We start from the raw sequence: 17621 nt of genomic DNA, 5'->3' as shown, positions 1-17621 counted from the left end.
TACTGCACTCGGGAGGGTGTGGGAGAGTAGGACACCGCCGGACAATCTTTCAGTTCAGGGTCACCCCTTCGGGGTGGCCCTGAACTGCGTTACGGGCCCCGAATCCCGCCAGGACGCGAACGGGGCCGACCGAAGGAACGGAACCATTCCGAGCCGGCGGGCTTGGGCACGGGCTGGCGCCCGGCGAACAGGCGCCCCGGGGTCAAGAAGCGCCGGGTCGAGGAAGCAACGGCTCAAGAGCGCCGGGCCGAAGAAGCGTCGGCGGCGGAGATGGAGGCAGCCGGGCCGTCAGGGCGTCAGCCGCGGGTCTGGATCTCCTCGCGTACCGCGCGGAACAGCTCGCCGGCGTCGTCGATCGAGCGGCCCGGGAACATCCCCATCACGACGCTGCCGTGGTCGGCCCACCCGCAGACCGCGAAGTCGCCGCCGTCGCCGCTGGTGGTGCCGCACTTCATGACGCCGCCGAAGCGCCCGGCGGGCACCTCGCGCAGCCCCGTCACCTTGCCGGTCTCGTCGGTCAGCAGGCCGAAGAGGCTGTCCAGGTCCCGCTCCGGCTGCCAGAGCAGCGTCGTGCCGCCGAAGAGGAGCACCGAGCGCTTGTCGTCCGCGGGATCCCGGTAGACGGTGCCGAAGCTGCTGTCCAGGTCGATGTCGGCGGCGAATCCGCTGCGCAGGTAGTCGGAGGTGCTGCGGGCCCGATCGCTGTCGTCCCGTACCAGGCTCGCCACCCGGTCCGGGGTGGCCAGGTCGGCGTCCTTCTGCTGGGCCACCCGCCAGCCGGCCGCGCCGAGCACCGTGGCCCCCGCGAGCCCGACCACCGCCGCCACGGCCCACGCCACCCGCCGCCGCCTCGACCGCGTCTCCGGCCGCTCCCGGGCCTGCTCCGGGTCCCGGTTGCTGAGCTGGATGGGTTCGTCGGTCAGGTCGATCGGCTCCGGGCCGTCTGCGACGGGGCGGTCGGTGAGATGTGCGTCGGACATAGCCGACACCGTACGCGAACGGCAGGTGGCGCACGTCGGGTCCCGGGAAGCGCTCCGTAGACTTTCAGAGTGACCGAGAGACTGGATGCCCGACGCCCCGACGCCCCGACCCTTGCCGGCCAGTACCAGCCCGGCGAGGTAGAGCAGCGACGGTACGAGCAGTGGGTAGCCGCCGGCCACTTCCGGGCGTCGGCGGACAGCGACAAGCCCCCCTTCACCATCGTCATCCCGCCGCCCAACGTGACCGGCTCCCTGCACATGGGCCACGCGTTCGAGCACACCCTGATGGACGCGCTGACCCGCCGCAAGCGGATGCAGGGCCACGAGGCGCTGTGGCTGCCCGGCATGGACCACGCCGGCATCGCCACCCAGAACCTGGTCGAACGGCAGCTCGCCGGCCAGGGCCTGTCCCGGCACGACCTGGGCCGGGAGAAGTTCGTCGAGCGGGTGTGGCAGTGGAAGGCCGAGTCCGGCGGCGCGATCCTCGGCCAGATGCGCCGCCTCGGCGACTCCGTCGACTGGGACCGTGAGCGTTTCACCATGGACGAGGGCCTGTCCCGGGCCGTCCAGACCATGTTCAAGAAGCTCTACGACGACGGGCTGATCTACCGGGCCAACCGGATCATCAACTGGTGTCCGCGCTGCCTGACCGCGCTGTCGGACATCGAGGTGGAGCACACCGACGACGACGGCGAGCTGGTCTCGATCCGCTACAGCGACGACGTCGTGGTCGCCACCACCCGGGCCGAGACGATGCTCGGCGACACCGCGGTGGCCGTCCACCCGGACGACGAGCGCTACCGGCACCTGATCGGCACCGAGGTCCCCGTCCCGCTGACCGGCCGGCGGATCCCCATCGTGGCCGACGAGCACGTCGACCCGAGCTTCGGCACCGGCATGGTCAAGGTGACCCCGGCGCACGACCCGAACGACTTCGAGATCGGCCAGCGGCACGACCTGCCGACGCTGACGATCATGGACGAGCGGGGCGTCATCACCGCGCACGGCCCGTTCCAGGGCCTGGACCGGTACGAGGCCCGCCCCGCGATCGTCGCCGCGCTGCGCGAGCAGGGGCGGATCGTCGCCGAGAAGCGGCCGTACGTGCACGCGGTGGGGCACTGCTCCCGGTGCAAGACGACCGTCGAGCCGCGTCTGTCGCTCCAGTGGTTCGTCAACACCGCCCCGCTGGCGAAGGCGGCGGGCGACGCGGTGCGTGACGGCCGGGTGAAGATCGAGCCGGCGGAGCTGGCCAAGCGGTACTTCGCCTGGGTCGACAACATGCACGACTGGTGCATCTCCAGGCAGCTCTGGTGGGGCCACCGCATCCCCGTCTGGTACGGCCCGGACGGCGAGATCGTCTGCGTCGGCCCGGACGAGGAGCCGCCGACCGGCGAGGGCTGGCACCAGGACGAGGACGTGCTGGACACCTGGTTCTCCAGCGGCCTGTGGCCGTTCTCCACGCTCGGCTGGCCGGAGCAGACCCCCGACCTGGCGAAGTTCTACCCGACCAGCGTCCTGGTCACCGGCTACGACATCCTCTTCTTCTGGGTCGCCCGGATGATGATGTTCGGCCTGTACGCGATGGACGGCCGGCAGCCCTTCGACACGGTGGCGCTGCACGGCATGGTCCGCGACCAGTACGGCAAGAAGATGTCGAAGTCGTTCGGCAACGTGGTCGACCCGCTGGACTGGATCGACCGGTACGGCGCCGACGCCACCCGGTTCACCCTGGCCCGGGGCGCCAACCCGGGCGGGGACGTGCCGGTCAGCGAGGACTGGTGCCAGGGCTCGCGCAACTTCTGCAACAAGCTGTGGAACGCCACCCGCTTCGCGCTGCTCAACGGCGCGCACACCGAGGGGCCGCTGCCGGCGGCCGAGACGCTGTCGACGGTCGACCGGTGGATCCTGTCCCGGCTGGCGCACGTCACCGCCGAGGTGGACGAGCAGTTCGAGGCGTACGAGTTCGCGAAGGTCTGCGACCTGCTCTACCACTTCGCCTGGGACGACGTCTGCGACTGGTACGTGGAGCTGACCAAGCCGGTGCTCGCCGAGGGCGGCCCGGCCGCCGAGGCCAGCCGCCGGGTGCTCGGGCACGTGCTGGACCAGCTGCTGCGGCTGCTGCACCCGGTCATCCCGTTCGTCACCGAGGAACTGTGGACCGCCCTCACCGGCGGCGAGACGGTGATGACGGCCGCCTGGCCGGTGGCCGACCGTACCGGAGTCGACGACGCCGCGGAGGTCGAGGTCGGCACCCTCCAGCGGGTGGTGACCGAGATCCGGCGGTTCCGCTCGGACCAGGGGCTGCGCCCGACGCAGCGGGTCGCCGCGCGGCTCGACGGCCTGGCCGCCGCCGGCATCGCCGCGCACGAGCCGCTGATCCGGTCGCTGGTGCGGCTGGACCCGGCCGGCGACGGGTTCCAGGCCAGCGCGACGCTCGCCATGCCCGGCGAGGTGAGCGTGGCCCTGGACACCCGCGGGACGATCGACGTGGCCGCCGAGCGGGCCCGGCTGACGAAGGACCGGGCCGCCGCCGAGAAGGAGGCCGCGCAGGCCCGGGCGAAGCTCGGCAACCCGGCGTTCGTCGACAAGGCGCCGGAGCCGGTCGTCGCCAAGATCCGCGACCGGCTCGCCGTCGCCGAGGCCGACCTCGTCCGCATCGACGCTGCTCTGGAGGCGCTGCCCTCGTGACCGACCGCACCGATTTCGCCGCCGTCGAGGCCGAGCTGGCGGGCCGCGGGTTTACCCGCATGGCCTTCGAGCTGGACAAGATCGAGTCGCTGCTGGACCTGCTCGGCAGCCCGCAGCGGGCGTACCCGTCGATCCACCTGACCGGCACCAACGGCAAGACCTCGACGGCCCGGATGATCGACTCCCTGCTGCGGGCGTTCGGGCTGCACACCGGCCGCTACACCAGCCCGCACCTGGAGAGCGTCCGGGAGCGGATCAGCCTGGACGGCGAGCCGGTGGACGAGGGGCGGTTCGTCGCGACGTACCGGGAGATCGCGCCGCTGGCCCGGCTGGTCGACGAGCGCTCGGCGGAACCGCTGACGTACTTCGACATGACCACCGCGCTGGCCTTCGCCACCTTCGCCGACGCCCCCGTGGACGTGGCGGTGGTCGAGGTGGGCCTGGGCGGGGCCGAGGACGCGACCAACGTGATCCAGGCCGGGGTGTGCGTGCTCACCCCGGTCGGGCTGGACCACACCGAGTGGCTCGGCGACACCATCCAGGACATCGCGCTGGCCAAGGCGGGGATCATCCACAAGGGCGCGACGGTGATCTCCGCGGCGCAGGAGGAGGAGGCCGCCGGGCCGATCCTGGAGCGCTGCGCCGAGGTCGGCGCGACCATCGCGCGGGAGGGCGCCGAGTTCGGGGTGCTCCGGCGGGCGGTCGCCGTCGGCGGGCAGGTGCTCACCCTCCAGGGCCTCGGCGGCGTCTACGAGGAGGTCTTCATCCCGCTGCACGGCGCCCACCAGGCGCAGAACGCGGCGGTGGCGCTGGCGGCGGTCGAGGCGTTCCTCGGCGCCGGGGCGAAGCGGCAGCTCGACGTGGAGGCGGTCCGGGAGGGTTTCGCCACCGCCAGCTCGCCCGGCCGGCTGGAGCGCGTACGCAGCGCGCCGACCATCCTGCTCGACGGCGCGCACAACCCGCACGGGATGGCCGCCACGGTGACCGCGTTGCAGGAGGAGTTCGCCTTCAGCAAGCTGGTCGCCGTGGTCGGCGTCCTCGCGGACAAGGACGCGGCCAGCCTGCTGGAGCTGCTGGAGCCGGTGGTCGACCAGGTCGTGGTGACCCGGAACAGCTCGCCCCGGGCGCTGCCGGCCCGGGAACTGGCCGCGCTGGCGGCCGAGGTCTTCGGACCCGAGCGGGTGGAGGTGGCCGAGGAGATGCCCGACGCCATCGAGACGGCGGTGGCGATGGCCGAGGAGGACGTGCCGGGGGAGCTGAGCGGGGTCGGGGTGCTGGTCACCGGGTCGGTGGTGACCGTGGCCGACGCCCGCCGGCTGCTGAAGCGATGACCGGCCCGGAGCGCGTCGCCCCGGGCGACGACCGCCCGGCCGGGACGGCCGACGGCGCCCCCGGCGGCCGGCCGCCGCGCCGCTCCGGGCTGCGCAACCCGGAGCGGGCGGTCCGTGGCCTCGGCGCCGGCACGCTCAGCCTGGAGGCGCTGGTGCTGGTGCTGGCCATCCAGCCGATCCGGGTGGTCGGCGGCGACCTGGGCGGCGCGGCGATCGGGGCGGTCGTGGCGCTGGCCGTGGCGGCGGTGCTGCTGGCCGGCATGATGCGCCGGCCGTGGGCCTGGCACGCCGGCGCCGCCCTGCAGGGGCTGCTGATGCTGGCCGGCCTGCTGCACTGGTCGCTGCTGGTGCTGGGCGTCGTCTTCGCCCTGGTGTGGGGCTACGCCCTGCACGTGCGCCGGGTCATCCTGGGCTGACGGGTCAGGCCTCGGCGCGTTCCCGCCACTGGGTGAGGGCGATGCCGTGGCCGTCCGGGTCGCGGAACGCCGCCGCCCACACCTCCAGCTTCGTGCCCCGGTTGACCACCCGGGGGGCGTACGTGAACCGGACGCCCGTCCCGCGCAGCCGCTCGTACGCGGAGTCGATGTCGTCGACCTCGAGGTTGACGTGCACCAGCCGGCGGCTGATCGGCGCCGCCTCGGTCACCTCCCGCAGCACCAGGCGGGTCGTCCCGGAGGCGAGGACCGCGTTGCCGGATCCCCGGTCGACCTCGGTGAAGCCCAGGTCGCGGTAGAAGTCCAGCGAGCGGGGCAGGTCGGTGACCAGCAGGGTCAGCCCCACCCCGGCGATCGGCGCCCCGAACTCGTCGCCGGCCGTCGCGGTCTCCCCGGCCCTCTCGTCGCCGCCGGCGGCCGGCCCCGGACCGAAGATCGCCTCGTCCAGTTCCTCCGGGCTGATCCGTTCCTCCCGGACCCGGTCGCGGGGCGGGGCGGGGTCGTCCAAGGGCAGGTCGAGTGGGTCCGCCGGCGCGGGCGGGTCGAGGCGCTCGCCGGGCACGTCGAACCGCTCCTCGGCGGGCGGGCGGGGCGTCGGGGTGGCCCGCCGCGGCAGCGTGCCGGTGGTGGGCTGCTCGACGAGCGTGCCCTCCAGCACGACCGGCCCACCCGGGCGCTGGTGCATCACGACGGGCTCGCGCTCCTCGGGCCGCCCGACGCGGTCCCCACCGAGCGGATCGCCCAGCGGATCCCCGACGGGGTCGCCCAGCGGGTCGCCCACCGGGGCCCGGAAGTCGTCGCGGTAGTCCTCCCGGTAGTCGTCGTCCGGCGCCCGGTCCGCCCATGGCGGGGCCTCCTGCTGGATCAGCACGTCGTCCAGCGGCTCGGCGCCCGCGTACTCGGGTGGCAGGTCGGCCGCGACGGCCGCGGCGGTCTCCGCGTGGGTGGGCACGTCGTCCCAGAGCACGCGGACGTGCCGCTGGTCGTCCAGGGCCACCCGGATCGGCAGCGTCTGGCCCAGCGACGGCCACTTCGCCACCGGTACCCGCGGCTCGATGATCTTCTTGGACCGGGGCGGCAGCCCCGGGGCGTCGATCACCAGCTGGAGTTCGCAGCGGCCGAAGGCGTACTGGGTGGGCGGTTCGGAAGCGCTGTGCACGTGCCCTTCGCCGACGACCCAGGTGCGACCGCCCCCGCGCACCGTGGCCAGCGCGATGGCCAGCACCAGCAGGGCGACCCCGAGCGCCACGATCGCCCAGCTGGTCATGCCGAGGCCGAAGAGGACGACGAAGGTGGCCACGGTGCCCAGCACCGCGGCGATCAGCTTGCGTACCGGCGCGATGGGTCGGTTCCCGCCATTCGCCACAGTGGACCTCCCGAGGGTCAAGGGCCAGGCTAGGCCGGATCGGCCGCCGGAGGAAGGACCGGCCGCCGCGCCGGCGCCGGGACCGGGTCGCTAGGCTGACCGTACCCAGCCCGACCGCCTTCCGCGCACAGGAGGAACCCAGCGTGTCCAGCAGCAGCCCCGATGAGCGCACCCTCGTACTGATCAAGCCCGACGCGGTCCGCCGTGGGCTGGTCGGCGAGGTGATCTCCCGCTTCGAGCGCAAGGGGCTGCGGATCGACGCGATGGTGGTCCGGACGATGGACGCCGCGCTGGCCGACGAGCACTACACCGAGCACGTCGACAAGCCGTTCTACCCGCCGCTGAAGGACTTCATGACCGGCGGCCCGCTGGTGGCGCTGGTGCTCTCCGGCGACCAGGTCATCGACGTGGTGCGCGGGCTCGTCGGGGCAACCGACGGGCGTCGGGCGGCGGCCGGCACGATCCGCGGCGACCTCTCCCTGTCCAACCGGGAGAACCTGGTGCACGCCTCCGACTCCCCCCAGAGCGCGAAGCGCGAGATCGCGCTCTGGTTCCCCGAGCTGGGCTGACCCACCCACCGCCGTCGCGGGCCGGTCCACGACCGGCCCGCTCAGTTCGCCCACCGCAGCTTGTCCGGGTTGCCGACGACGTGGAACGCGGTGATCCGGCCGCCGGCCGCGGCGAGCGTCAGCGCGTACCTGCCGGCGTCGGGGCGGACGATCAGCGCGGCCGGCTGGCCGTTCAGTTCCACCCGCCGCACGGTGAGGCGTCGGCCCGGCCCGTAGATGCCGGCGAAGAAGCGGGCCACCCGGTCGGCGCCGGTGACCGGGTTGCGTGCCGCCTTCACCCGGCCGCCGCCGTCGGTCCAGGCGGTGGCGTCCGTCGCGACCAGCCCGGTCAGCGCGGCCAGGTCGCCGTCGCGGGCGGCGGCGAGGAACGCGTCCAGCAGCCGCTCCTGCTCGGCCCGGCCGGCGGTGAACCGGCGCCGGTCCTGGCCGATGCGGGCCGCCGCCCGGTGGTGCAGCTGCCGGCAGTCCGCCACCGACCGGTCCAGGATCCCGGCGATCTCGGCGTACGGCAGCTCGAAGGCGGTGTGCAGCACGTAGACCGCCCGCTCGGGCGGGGAGAGCCGCTCCAGCAGGTGCAGCAGGGCGGTGGAGAGCGAGTCGCGCAGCTCGACGGCGTCCAGCGGCCCGAACGGTGACGGCGCGGTGCGCACCGGCTCGGGCAGCCAGGGCCCGACGTACGTCTCCCGGGCGGCCCGCCGGGCGCGCAGCCGGTCCAGCGCCAACCGGGTGACCACCCGGGACAGGTAGCGCCGCGGCTCCGCGACCGCCTCCCGGTCGACCCCCAGCCAGCGCAGGTACGCCTCCTGGAGCACGTCCTCGGCGTCGTGCCGGCTGCCGAGCAGGCGGTACGCCAGCCCGAGCAGCATCGGCCGGTGCGCGTCGAGCGCACCGGCCGCCTGCGTCGCGTCGGGGAGCGTCACACGTCCGTGGGGAGGTCGTTGCGGCAGGTCACGGCGATGCGGTTCCACACGTTGATGGTGGCGATCGCCACCAACAGGTCGGCGAGTTCCTTCTCGGACCACACCTTCGCCGCCGCGTCCCAGACGTCGTCGGGCACGCCGTGCTCGCCGAGCCGGGTCACCGCGTCGGTGAGCGCCAGCGCGGTCCGCTCCCGCTCGTCGAAGAAGGGCGCCTCCCGCCAGGTGGCGACGGCGAAGAGCCGCCGGTCCGACTCGCCCGCCGCGAGCGCGTCGCGGCTGTGCATGTCGACGCAGAACGCGCAGCCGTTCAGCATCGACGCCCGCAGCTTCACCAGCGCCAGCACGGTGTGCCCGACGTTCGCCCGGACGTACTTCTCCAGCCCCAGAACCGCCTGGTACGCCTGCGGTGCCACCTCGGCCACGTTCATCCGTTGCATGACGGCCTCCTCGGTCGGTCGTTGTCGACACCCACACGACGGTGCGGAGGGGACGCGGCGTGACACCGCGGGACGTGAGCCCGGTCACGCCGCCCGGAGGCGCCGGCCGCTCCGTCGACTCCGCCGACCGGGCGGACGCTGCACCGGAGAGGCCGGCGGGGGCGAGCGGTTGACGGTGGCCGTCCGCAGGGTATGAGTCAGTGGGTGGGGACGGCCCGGCGGTGCGTCGCCGGGCCGTCCCACCGGGCCCGACACGCCCGCTCACCAGGCGGTCGAGCCGCCACCCCGACGACACCCCGTGGACCCGTCGGTTACCGTGACACCGCCTGTTCGCACACACTCCGCCGGAGGACCAGTGCCCCTGCTCTACACCATCGGCAAGCTCACCGTGGCGCCCGCGCTCCGGCTGGCCTTCCGTCCGACCGTGGAGGGGCTGGAGCACATTCCGGACACGGGGGGTGCGATCTTCGCGGGCAACCACCTCTCGGTCGCCGACGAGCTGTTCCTCGGCACGGTGGTTCCCCGGCACCTGGCGTTCTGGGCCAAGTCGGAGTACTTCAAGGGCACTGGCCCGAAGGGCGCCCTGTCGAAGCACGTGCTCACCGGCCTGGGCGCCATCCCGGTCGAGCGGGCCGGCGGCCGCGCGGCGCTGTCCGCGTTCGACGCCGCCATCCCGGTGCTGAAGGCCGGCGACCTGGTCGCGGTCTATCCAGAGGGGACCCGCTCGCCGGACGGCCGGCTCTACCGTGGGCGCACCGGCGCGGCCCGGCTGGCGGTGGCGGCCGGCGTGCCGATCATCCCGGTCGGCATGACCGGCACCGACAAGGCCCAGCCCATCGGGACCCGGGTGCCCCGCCCCGGCCGCGCCAAGATCATGATCCGGTTCGGCAAGCCGCTCGACTTCACCGGCCGGCCGGACGACCGCACGTCGCTGCGCGAGATGACCGACGAGGTCATGGCCGAGATCCAGAAGCTCACCGGCCAGGAGTACGTGCCCCGCTACGCCCCGCCGCGCGCGCACTCCGCCACCCCGGGCGACGCCCCGGCCTGAGCCCCGTCCCGGGCAGGACGGGGTCGCACTCGTCCACGTCGTGGAGCCGGCCGGGCCGCGCGGACCCTACTTCTGGTCGGTCGTGACCAGCTGCTCCCGCAGGGTGCCGAGCAGGGTGGCGCTGTCGTCGAGGGAGAGCCGGGTGAAGACCGCGGTGGCGATGCTGCCGTGGTCGACCGAGGTGCACACCACCACGTCCTGGCCGTCGGCGCGGCCCACCGCGCAGCGCTGGTGCCGGCCGCGTACGCCGGTGTCGACCACCTGGGCCTCGCCGAGGGAGTACTGCCCGGTGAGCCGGGTGATCTCGTCCTCCGCGTCCGACTCCGGGGTGAACCGGAAACCGGTGCCGCCGAAGACCGTCACCCGCTTGCCGGCGGGCGTGCTGTAGACGCCGGCGAAGGTGTCGTCGGCCAGCAGGTGCGCCTTGCGTACCTCCGCCTCCAGCTTCTTGGCGGTCGCCTTGCTGGTGTCGTCGTCGCGCAGCCGCAGGTCGGCCACCTCGGCCGGCAGGCTGGCGTTCGCCGGGTACTGCGACGCCATCGGCACCCCGTAGTAGGCCGGGCAGCCGCAGCAGCAGGCCAGCATGAGCAGCATGATCCACGGCCAGCGGCGACGCTTGCGGGCGGGCGGCGGGGCGTACCCCCGGGGGGCCTGGGGGCCGGGCGGCGGTCCGGCCGGCGGCGCCGTCGCCCGACGCTGCCTCGGCGGTGCGGGTGGCGGAGGCGGGGGCGGCGCCGGGCGGGTCGGGACGGGCGCCCGGGAGACCGGCGGCGGGGAGACGGGGTACGCCACGGGCGGCGGGGAGCCGGGGTACGCCGCCGGCGGCGGGGCGGGCGGGTACGCGACCCGGGGCGGCGTGGGGCGCGGCGGTGCCGGCGGCGCGGGGGAGTGCACGGGTGGCGCCGGCGGCCCCGAGTACGGCCGGGTGGACGGCGCCACGGGATAGGGCCGCGTCGGCGACGGCGGGGGCGGCGGGGCGGCCGGCGGCAGGTCCCACCCGCTGGTGTCCGCGCCCGCCCACGGGTCGACCGGGGTGAGGTGCTCGGGCTGCGCGGGCGGGGGCGCCGGGGCTGGCACCGGGGGAATCTCGGCCGACTCGCCCCAGGCCCGTTTGCGGGGCTTCGGCGGGGGAACCGCCGCCGAACCGCTCCAGCGGGGCGCGGGCGGCTCGGCCGGTTGCTCGTCGGCGGGGAACATCCGGGTGCCCTGCGGCCCCACGGCCGCCGGGCCGTCGTCGGGTAGCAGGCGGGTGCCCTCCGGGCCGGTGCCGGCCACCCGCTCGGGCCCGTCGCCCCGCGTGCCCTCCGCCCCGGCGTCGCCGGTGTCCGGTGGCGCGGTGGCGTCGCCCGTGTCCTGCCGTGCGGTGGGGTCGCCGACGTCCCGTGGCCCGCCGTCGCCCGTGTCCTGCCGGACGTCGGCCGTCGCGGTCGGCCCGGGGTCGTCGGTGGGCAGCTCACGGGTGCCCTCCGGGCCCGTGCCGCCGGCGGGGGCGGGCGCTGCGGGGGAGGTCGGGGGCTCCTCGGTGACCGCCGGATCGTGACCCTGGTCCTGACCCGGGGGGCTCCCGTCGGCCGGCCGGTCCGTGCCCGGCTGCGGCTGCGGCATCGCGGCAATCTCCTCTCGCGCCGGTCCGAGGTTAGTACCGACGCGCCAGCGGGGCGATTCCGGCCACCGCCGTCGCCGGCACCGGACGGGGCCGGGCGGCGTGTCGCGGGGCCCGCGCGACGTGCCAGGGACGCGGTGACCGACGTGCCGGGGGCGCGGTGACCGACGACCCGAGGGCGCGGTGACCGGCGTGCTCGCGGTGGCCGCCGCCGGGCCGCGTACCCTTGGGCATCATGAGCGTCCCGTCCACCACGCCGCGCCCCGCCGCGGCCAATTCGGTCTGGCCCCGGCTGGAGCCGCTGCTGCCCCAGGTGACCAAGCCCATCCAGTACGTCGGTGGCGAGCTGGGCGCGGTGGTCAAGGACTGGGACGCGGCGGCCGTGCGCTGGGCGCTGATGTACCCCGACGCCTACGAGGTCGGCCTGCCCAACCAGGGCGTGCAGATCCTTTACGAGGTCCTCAACGAGTTGCCCGACGTGCTCGCCGAGCGGACCTACGCGGTCTGGCCGGACCTGGAGAAGCTGATGCGCGCGCACGGCGTGCCGCAGTTCACCGTCGACGCGCACCGCTCGGTGCGCGACTTCGACGTCTTCGGCGTCTCCTTCTCCACCGAGCTGGGCTACACGAACCTGCTCACCGCGATCGACCTGGCCGGCATCCCGCTGCTGGCCGCCGACCGCACCGACGCCGACCCGGTGATCGTGGCCGGCGGCCACGCCGCGTTCAACCCGGAGCCGATCGCCGACTTCGTCGACGCCGCCGTGCTCGGCGACGGCGAGGAGGCGGTCCTGGAGATCACCGGGATCGTGCGCGAATGGAAGGCCGAGGGCTCCCCGGGCGGGCGCGACGAGCTGCTGCTGCGCCTGGCCCGCACCGAGAGCGTCTACGTGCCGCGCTTCTACGACGTGGACTACCTGCCCGACGGCCGCATCCAGCGGGTCGTGCCGAACCGGGCGGACGTGCCGTTCCGGGTGCACAAGCGCACGACCATGGACCTGGACGCGTGGCCGTACCCGAAGAAGCCCCTGGTGCCGCTCGCGGAGACGGTGCACGAGCGGTACGCGGTCGAGATCTTCCGCGGCTGCACCCGGGGCTGCCGGTTCTGCCAGGCCGGCATGATCACCCGGCCGGTGCGCGAGCGCTCCATCACCACCGTCGGGCAGATGGTGCGCGAGGGGCTGGAGTTCTCCGGCTTCCACGAGGTGGGCCTGCTGTCGCTGTCGTCGGCCGACCACTCCGAGATCGGCGACATGTGCTCGGGCCTGGCCCAGCAGTACGAGGGCACCAACGTCTCGCTCTCGCTGCCGTCGACCCGGGTCGACGCGTTCAACATCGACCTCGCGCAGGAGCTGTCCCGCAACGGCCGGCGCACCGGCCTGACCTTCGCCCCCGAGGGCGGGTCGGAGCGGATCCGCAAGGTCATCAACAAGATGGTGTCGAAGGAAGACCTGATCCGCACCGTCGTCACCGCGTACACGAACGGCTGGCGGCAGGTGAAGCTCTACTTCATGTGCGGCCTGCCCACCGAGACCGACGAAGACGTCCTCGAGATCGCGGACATGGCCCACGAGGTGATCAGGGCCGGCCGGGCCGCGACCGGCTCGAAGGACATCCGCTGCACGGTCTCCATCGGCGGGTTCGTGCCGAAGCCGCACACCCCGTTCCAGTGGGCGCCGATGGAGCGGCCGGAGGTCATCGACGGCCGGCTCAGGATGCTCAAGCAGGCGATCAACGCGGACCGCTCGCTCGGCCGGGCGATCGGCTTCCGCTACCACGACGGCGAGCCGTCGCTGATCGAGGGCCTGCTCAGCCGGGGCGACCGCCGCGTCGGCGCGGTGATCCGCCGGGTCTGGGAGAACGGCGGCCGGTTCGACGGCTGGAGCGAGCACTTCTCCTACCAGCGCTGGGTGGAGGCGGCGGCCGAGGTGCTGCCCGCCTTCGGGGTCGACCTCGACTGGTACACCACCCGGCAGCGCGACGAGCTGGAGGTCCTGCCCTGGGACCACCTGGACTCGGGTCTGGACAAGGACTGGCTCTGGCAGGACTGGCAGGACGCGCTCAGCGAGTACGAGCAGGACGACTGCCGGTGGACCCCGTGCTTCGACTGCGGCGTCTGCCCGTCGATGGACACCGAGATCCAGATCGGCCCGACCGGGAAGAAGCTCCTCCCGCTCACCCCGATCAACGGTCTGAAGCTCCCCACCGGCGCCCAGCAGTAGCCCCGCCGCCGGCGGGCGCCGCCCGGTGCGCCGCCCGCCGTGCGTCGGGTTGATCATGTGGCTATCGTCAGCGGCACGCGAGTCGCGAGCAGTGCCGTCACGATCAACCGGTTCCGACACGAGGAGCACGACGATCAGTAGGAAACCACAGCCAGAGGGCGGCCAGGCACCCGTCGTGCAGCGGGTCCGGATCCGATACGCCAAGCGCGGCCCGCTGCGCTTCACCTCGCACCGGGACTTCGCCCGGGCGTTCGAGCGGGCGCTGCGCCGGGCGGGCGTGCCGATCGCCTTCTCCCAGGGCTTCACCCCGCACCCGAAGATCTCGTACGCCAGCGCGGCCCCGACGGGCGTGGCGAGCGAGGCCGAATACCTGGAGATCGGCCTGCGCGAGCAGGTCGACCCGGCGGAGCTGCGCGCCGCCCTGGACGCCGCCCTCTCGCCGGGGCTCGACGTGCTCGACGCCGTGGTGGCCACCGGCGGGAGTCTTGCCGACCGGATCGAGGCGTCGCACTGGCGCATCGAGCTGCCCGAGGTCGACCCGGCCGTCCTGCAACGGGCGGTTTCCGCCTTCACGGCCGCCGAAGAGGTGCTGGTCGAGCGGATGACCAAGCAGGGCCGGCGCACCTTCGACGCCCGGGCGGCGGTGATCCGCATCGATGTGATCGCGTCGCCGGAGACGCCTTCCGGGGCCCCGGCCGTACCGTGTGCGATACTCGAACTGGTCGTGCGGCAGGTCACCCCCTCCGTGCGACCCGATGACGTCCTTTCCGGCCTCCGCGTGGTGGCCGACCTGGAGCCGCCGGTCTCGCCGAGGGTGATCCGGCTGGCACAGGGCACGCTGACCGCGCAGGATGCGATCGCGGATCCGTTGGACGCGGACCGCGACGGGGCAACCATCGGTGAACGCTGACCGTCGGTCAGCGTTCAGGTAGGCAGACTTCGGCGGTCGCGCACCGTGCGCGCCCGGCGGAAACACTTTTGCGGCGACCCTGCGTGGCAGCGCTCACCCGCGCCCGGGGCAGCCAGAACTGGAGAACGTCCATGCTCGAGAACGAGCCCGAGGGCGGCGAACGGACCGGTTCACAGCCGGCCGACGAGACCGCCGACACCAGCACCGTCGAGAACTCCGCCGGGGCGCAGAACACCGCCGGCTCCGGCACTGACGCCGGTACCGCCGGCACTGACGCCGGTACCGCCGGCACTGACGCCGGCACCGGCGGGGCCGAGCAGGCCCCGGCCGCCCCGGCCCGGCGGCGTACCACCCGGCGACGTGCCGCGCCGCTGAACCAGCCGGAGCAGACCGAGGCGCCGGTCGAGGCGTCGACGGCGCCCGTGCCGGGCAGTGGCGAGGCGCCCCAGGCCGAGGTGCTCGCCCCCGTCTCCGGCGACCTCGACGCCGCCCCGAAGGCGACGCGCCGCCGCCGCAAGGCCACCACCGCGAAGGCCGCCGAGGACACCACCGCGCAGCCCACCGAGGCCACCGCGCAGGCCGCCGGAGAGGCGCCGGTCGCGGCGGACCAGGCACCCGCCGAGCCGGCCGCGCCGCCGGCCAAGGTGACGCGTACCCGCCGGAAGAAGGCCGCCCCCGCCGCGGTCGAGCCGGCCGCGGAGACCCCGACCGACGTCGCCGCGCCCGCCGAGGTCGCGGAGCAGCCGCCAGCCGCCGCCGGGATCGAGCCGGAGGCCGGCACCGGCTTCGGCGCCGCCGCCCCGCCCGCCGCCGTCAGCGGCGCGGAGAGCCGTTCCGGCGAGGTGCCGCCGGGCGTGGCGGTCACCCCGCCCGCCGAGGAGGAGCCGACCGAGGAGGAGCCGGCCGAGGCGGCCGAGCCGGTCGTCGAGCCCGAGCCGGTCGTCGAGCCCGAGCCGCGCACCCGCCGCCGGCGGGCCGCGCTCTCCGCGCCCACCGTCCTGTTCATGGCCCCGCAGCCGGAGGACGTCCCGGTCGTCCGGGTCGTGGCGCCGGCCCCGGAGCCTGAGCCTGAGGAGCCCGCCGCCGAGGAGCCCGCCGAGCCGGCGCGCCGTCGCCGGCGTGGCCGCCGCGACGTCGAGGCGGTCGAGGCCGTCGAGCCCGAGGAAGCGGTCGAGGAGGCCGAGGAGGCCGCCGAGGACGAAGACGAGGACGAGGACGAGAGCGCCGCGGCCCGCCGCCGTCGCCGGCGTGGCCGCCGCGGCCGTGGCCGGGGCAAGGGCGGCGCGGAGGACGCCGAGGACGACGAGTCCGAGGAGGCCGCGCAGGCCGAGGCGGAGGAGCCCGAGGGCGACGAGGACGAGGAGGCCGAGGGCGGCGACGCGCTGACCCGCCGCCGTCGCCGCCGTCGCCGCCGGGGCGCCGGCGACGTCGAGTCGGGCGCCGACGACGGCGTGCCGACCGTCGTCAAGATCCGCGAGCCGCGCAAGACCGTCGACGAGGTGCAGGGCGTCTCCGGCTCCACCCGGCTGGAGGCCAAGCGGCAGCGCCGCCGCGACGGCCGCGAGCAGCGCCGTACCCGGCCGCCGATCCTCAGCGAGTCGGAGTTCCTGGCCCGCCGGGAGGCCGTCGACCGCGTGATGGCGGTACGCCAGCGCGGCGACCGGACCCAGATCGCCGTCCTGGAGGACGGGGTGCTCGTCGAGCACTACGTCACCCGCAACTCCTCCGGCACGATGGCCGGCAACGTCTACCTCGGCAAGGTGCAGAACGTCCTGCCCAGCATGGAGGCGGCCTTCGTCGACATCGGGCGCGGCCGCAACGCCGTCCTGTACGCCGGCGAGGTGAACTGGGACACCAGCGGCCTGGAGGGGCGCGCCCGCTCGATCGAGCAGGCGCTGCGCTCCGGCGACTCGGTGCTGGTGCAGGTCACGAAGGACCCGATCGGTCACAAGGGCGCCCGGCTGACCAGCCACATCGCGCTCTCCGGCCGGCACCTCGTCTACGTGCCCCACGGCAACGCCTCCGGCATCAGCCGCAAGCTGCCCGACACCGAGCGCAAGCGGCTGCGGGACGTGCTGAAGAAGCTGGTGCCGGACGGCGCGGGCGTGATCGTCCGGACGGCCGCCGAGGGCGCCAGCGAGGACGAGCTGGCGCGCGACGTCAAGCGGCTCCAGGCGCAGTGGGAGGACATCCAGGCCAAGGCGGCCGAGGGCGGCGCCCCGGTGCTGCTCTACGAGGAGCCCGACCTGGTGATCCGGGTCGTCCGGGACCTCTTCAACGAGGACTTCCGCGAGCTGGTGATCGAGGGCGAGCAGTCGTACGACATGGTCGAGTCGTACCTGTCGCACGTCTCGCCCGACCTGGTCGCCCGGCTGCGCCGGCACGTCGGCACCGCCGACGTCTTCGCCGAGTACCGGATCGACGAGCAGATCATCAAGGGGCTGGACCGCAAGGTCTTCCTCCCCTCGGGCGGTTCGCTGGTGATCGACCGGACCGAGGCGATGACGGTCATCGACGTCAACACCGGCAAGTACACCGGCTCCGGGGGCAACCTGGAGGAGACGGTCACCCGCAACAACCTGGAGGCGGCCGAGGAGATCGTCCGGCAGCTCCGGCTGCGCGACCTCGGCGGCATCGTGGTGATCGACTTCATCGACATGGTGCTGGAGTCCAACCGCGAGCTGGTGCTGCGCCGGCTGACGGAGTGCCTGGGCCGGGACCGCACCAAGCACCAGGTCACCGAGATCACCTCGCTCGGGCTGGTGCAGATGACCCGCAAGCGCATCGGCGCGGGCCTGCTGGAGGCGTTCAGCGAGACCTGCGAGTGCTGCAAGGGCCGGGGCCTGATCATCCACACCGAGCCGGTGCCGGAGAAGCCGCGTTCCGGCAACGGCGCGGGGGAGAAGGTCAAGGCGGTCGCCTCGGCCGTGGCCGCCCCGGCGGCGGCGGAGCAGGGCGCCGGTTCCTCCCGGCGGCGGGCGCGCAAGAGCGCGCCGGCCGAGCGCACCGTGGCCGAGGCCGCGCTGGACCACCCGCACGGCCGGCGGATCGCCGACCGGGTCGAGGCCCTGGGCATCGAGGTCGAGCGGCTGCGTGCCAACCGGCTCACCG

Annotated in this window: 13 protein-coding genes; 8 read left to right on the top strand and 5 right to left on the bottom strand. The window is 74.4% G+C overall.

The features are described from left to right. Positions 1 to 296: 296 nt before the first annotated feature. Entirely contained in the window at positions 297 to 980 is a 684-nt protein-coding gene (locus AB0G13_RS29395; protein ID WP_357881146.1) for a hypothetical protein, read from the bottom strand. Between the two features lie 69 nt (positions 981 to 1049). Between AB0G13_RS29395 and AB0G13_RS29390 the strand changes: the two genes are divergently transcribed. The 3 genes from AB0G13_RS29390 to AB0G13_RS29380 are packed head-to-tail and all read left to right on the top strand — an operon-like array spanning position 1050 to position 5415. Further along, the gene (locus AB0G13_RS29390; RefSeq protein ID WP_357881144.1) at positions 1050 to 3668 is read left to right on the top strand and encodes a valine--tRNA ligase; all 2619 of its coding nucleotides are present in this window, start codon (positions 1050 to 1052) and stop codon (positions 3666 to 3668) included. Beyond that, positions 3665 to 4999 carry a folylpolyglutamate synthase/dihydrofolate synthase family protein gene (locus AB0G13_RS29385; RefSeq protein WP_357881141.1) on the top strand — a complete coding sequence of 445 codons (1335 nt, stop codon included), beginning with the start codon at positions 3665 to 3667 and terminating at the stop codon, positions 4997 to 4999. The genes AB0G13_RS29390 and AB0G13_RS29385 overlap by 4 nt, the downstream gene beginning before the upstream one ends. Further along, positions 4996 to 5415 (top strand): DUF4233 domain-containing protein, encoded by a 420-nt coding sequence (locus tag AB0G13_RS29380; RefSeq protein ID WP_357881137.1) that lies wholly within the window; start codon positions 4996 to 4998, stop codon positions 5413 to 5415. Before AB0G13_RS29385 ends, AB0G13_RS29380 begins: the two co-directional genes overlap by 4 nt. A 4-nt stretch (positions 5416 to 5419) precedes the next feature. Here AB0G13_RS29380 and AB0G13_RS29375 read toward each other — a convergent pair whose 3' ends face one another. Continuing rightward, entirely contained in the window at positions 5420 to 6799 is a 1380-nt protein-coding gene (locus AB0G13_RS29375; RefSeq protein ID WP_357881134.1) for a VOC family protein, read from the bottom strand. A gap of 143 nt (positions 6800 to 6942) precedes the next feature. On the opposite strand from AB0G13_RS29375, the gene ndk reads away from it, so the two are divergent. Continuing rightward, positions 6943 to 7368, top strand: a complete 426-nt coding sequence (gene ndk, locus AB0G13_RS29370) for a nucleoside-diphosphate kinase (RefSeq protein ID WP_357881131.1) — start codon at positions 6943 to 6945, stop codon at positions 7366 to 7368. Positions 7369 to 7409: 41 nt separating this feature from the next. Here the strand turns inward: ndk and sigJ are convergent, their stop codons facing one another. Both sigJ and AB0G13_RS29360 read right to left on the bottom strand, forming a co-directional pair. After that, the gene (gene sigJ / locus AB0G13_RS29365) at positions 7410 to 8288 is read right to left on the bottom strand and encodes an RNA polymerase sigma factor SigJ (protein WP_357881128.1); all 879 of its coding nucleotides are present in this window, start codon (positions 8286 to 8288) and stop codon (positions 7410 to 7412) included. Beyond that, positions 8285 to 8725 (bottom strand): carboxymuconolactone decarboxylase family protein, encoded by a 441-nt coding sequence (locus tag AB0G13_RS29360; RefSeq protein ID WP_357881125.1) that lies wholly within the window; start codon positions 8723 to 8725, stop codon positions 8285 to 8287. The genes sigJ and AB0G13_RS29360 overlap by 4 nt, the downstream gene beginning before the upstream one ends. Positions 8726 to 9080: 355 nt before the next feature. Between AB0G13_RS29360 and AB0G13_RS29355 the strand changes: the two genes are divergently transcribed. After that, positions 9081 to 9776, top strand: coding sequence for a lysophospholipid acyltransferase family protein (locus AB0G13_RS29355; RefSeq protein WP_357881122.1), 696 nt, complete (start codon positions 9081 to 9083; stop codon positions 9774 to 9776). A 66-nt stretch (positions 9777 to 9842) separates the two neighbouring features. Here the strand turns inward: AB0G13_RS29355 and AB0G13_RS29350 are convergent, their stop codons facing one another. Then, the gene (locus tag AB0G13_RS29350) at positions 9843 to 10973 is read right to left on the bottom strand and encodes a hypothetical protein (RefSeq protein WP_357881149.1); all 1131 of its coding nucleotides are present in this window, start codon (positions 10971 to 10973) and stop codon (positions 9843 to 9845) included. A 641-nt stretch (positions 10974 to 11614) separates the two neighbouring features. Between AB0G13_RS29350 and AB0G13_RS29345 the strand changes: the two genes are divergently transcribed. The 3 genes from AB0G13_RS29345 to AB0G13_RS29335 all read left to right on the top strand — a co-directional run. Next, positions 11615 to 13600, top strand: coding sequence for a TIGR03960 family B12-binding radical SAM protein (locus AB0G13_RS29345; protein WP_357881119.1), 1986 nt, complete (start codon positions 11615 to 11617; stop codon positions 13598 to 13600). Between the two features lie 175 nt (positions 13601 to 13775). Continuing rightward, entirely contained in the window at positions 13776 to 14510 is a 735-nt protein-coding gene (locus AB0G13_RS29340; RefSeq protein WP_357881116.1) for a TIGR03936 family radical SAM-associated protein, read from the top strand. Positions 14511 to 14641: 131 nt separating this feature from the next. Further along, the coding region (locus AB0G13_RS29335; protein WP_357881113.1) for an Rne/Rng family ribonuclease at positions 14642 to 17621 on the top strand (2980 nt) is incomplete at its 3' end.

The organism is Micromonospora sp. NPDC023633, assembly GCF_040640035.1.
In the GTDB taxonomy this organism is placed as follows: domain Bacteria; phylum Actinomycetota; class Actinomycetes; order Mycobacteriales; family Micromonosporaceae; genus Micromonospora.
The sequence above is the reverse complement of the archived record's forward strand: the minus strand, read 5'-3'. Positions and strand labels throughout refer to the sequence as shown.